This window comes from Methylosinus sp. R-45379 (assembly GCF_001644125.1).
In the GTDB taxonomy this organism is placed as follows: Bacteria; Pseudomonadota; Alphaproteobacteria; order Rhizobiales; family Beijerinckiaceae; genus Methylosinus.
Window position 1 is genome coordinate 1 of the sequence record NZ_LUUM01000144.1, and the last position, 1,751, is coordinate 1,751.

Below are 1,751 nucleotides of genomic sequence, written 5' to 3' on the forward strand. Positions count from 1 at the left end.
GCGCTGGACGGCGCGCCGCGCTATTGGGCCGAGGCGCATGCGAATGGCGTGCGCAATCCCTGGCAGGCGAAGCGTTGGCTGCTCGGCGAAGGGTGGAAATCGCTGAAGGCGCGCAGCGTGGAAAGCGCGGCGGCGCTGGGCGGCGCGACGTTCTTCGTTGCTTTCGGAACGGCGCAATTCTGGCGTTGGCTCGAATATCACAAGGCGGCGCGCGATGTGCGGCTCTATTGGCGCGATCGACGCGACGGCGGCTATGCGCGCGAGGGTGACGCCAATGCCGTGGAAATGCCGCTGCTGATCGACGGCCGCGGGGGAAAGGGCTTTTCGCGCAACAGTGAATGGCCGCCGCCGCTTCCTGCGTCCAGCGCCGCGGCCAATGGCGGCGCGGCGCGGGCCGGGCCGGATGGCGCGGCGGCGTGAGGCGGGCGTGGCGTGCGGTGGCGACGAGTCGGGCGATCGGCGGATGAGGCGAGACATGGGCGCGCAAATGGCGGGCGTGATGGCGGATGAGCGGCGCTGGTATGTGGTGGAGGCGCGCGAAGGCAAGGATTTCGACGTCTGCCTGCGGTTGAGCGCGGCGGGCTTCGATGTCTGGCGGCCGGTCGATCGTGTGAGGCTCACCGAGCGCCGGACTGTGGCGGGCGTCGAGCGAATCATTCGCCGCGAAGTGAGGCGCCCGCGCTTCGGGCGCTATCTGTTCCTGCGGATGGAGGCGAGCTTCGGCCGCGTCTTCGCGATATCCACAGCCCCCGGCGTGGTCGGCTTCCTCTGCTATGCGGGCGGCGAGACGCCTGCGCCGATGCCTGAAGGACTCGTGGAATTCTACCGGAATCATGCGCCGGAGCGCGCCGAGGAGCGTGTCGAGATTCGCGCCGGCGCGACGGTTCGCGTCGTCATGGGGCCGTTCGCCGGCGCATGCGCAACGGTGGAATCGATTGACAGGCGCGGAATGCTCATCATAGGAGTCGCTCTACTCGGTCGCATGACTCCTGTGCCAATGGAGGCAGGCTACGTCGAGCTTCTGGAGCAAGGCCCTCGGCCTCCGACGAAGCAGGCGGACAAGGATCGAACCAGTCGGCGCTCCAGCGCCCATGCGCACTAAAGCTGGAGCCGCTTCGCTCGGGTGATAGGCCAACGGCCTCCGAAGAGCGAAGCGGAACGGCCCGCAAAGCGGGAAGTGCGAAGCAATGGCGAATCCATCCCGATGAAGCTGAAGACCTTGGCCCCGAAGGTGCGGCCGATGCGCGCCAAGATCGAAGTGAAGAAGCGGACCGATGACTTCTATCGGTCGCCGGGATGGAACGCCTTCAAAAAGCAAATCCGGGCCGAGCGCGGCAGGGTCTGCGAGCGCTGCGGCAAGACCTATGAAGGTGACGGCTCGCCGGTCGATCTGATCCTCGACCATATCATCGAGCGTCGCGACGGCGGCGCTGACCTCGACCCGCACAATGTGCAGCAGCTCTGCGTCGCCACGGGCGGCAATGGTCGCCCCCATGCCGACGGCAAGCGAGGTGGCTGCCACAACCGCAAGACCGCCGAGGCGAAGCAGATCCGAGCGCACGGCCGCTGAGGCGCGCGACCACGCCCGCCCCGCGCCACCCCAGGGGGGGGGTAAAAAGTCTGAGGCCCGAAGGGAGCCCCGACCGGCATGGGTGTCACGCGCAGATTTTTTGGTCGGAAAAACCGTGAAACTTTTTTTTGGGCAGCATGACGAAAACGCCTCGTAAGTCTCGGTCTCGCGCATCGGCGCC

General features: G+C 67.0%; 3 protein-coding genes. All 3 read left to right on the forward strand.

Annotated features, from left to right (window positions below; translation table 11 throughout):
• Positions 1-420 (forward strand): hypothetical protein (locus A1351_RS25225; RefSeq protein ID WP_198162250.1); only part of this gene is annotated, 420 nt, incomplete at its 5' end.
• Positions 421-475: 55 nt separating this feature from the next.
• Positions 476-1,102, forward strand: coding sequence for a transcription termination/antitermination protein NusG (locus tag A1351_RS07070; RefSeq protein WP_064032616.1), 627 nt, complete (start codon positions 476-478; stop codon positions 1,100-1,102).
• Between the two features lie 102 nt (positions 1,103-1,204).
• Entirely contained in the window at positions 1,205-1,570 is a 366-nt protein-coding gene (locus A1351_RS07075; protein WP_064032617.1) for an HNH endonuclease, read from the forward strand.
• Positions 1,571-1,751: the final 181 nt, after the last annotated feature.

Coding starts and splice junctions, on each gene's coding strand:
- A1351_RS07070 (WP_064032616.1), top strand. CDS start 476: ATGGGCGCGCAAATGGCGGGCGTGATGGCGGATGAGCGGCGCTGGTAT.
- A1351_RS07075 (WP_064032617.1), top strand. CDS start 1,205: ATGAAGCTGAAGACCTTGGCCCCGAAGGTGCGGCCGATGCGCGCCAAG.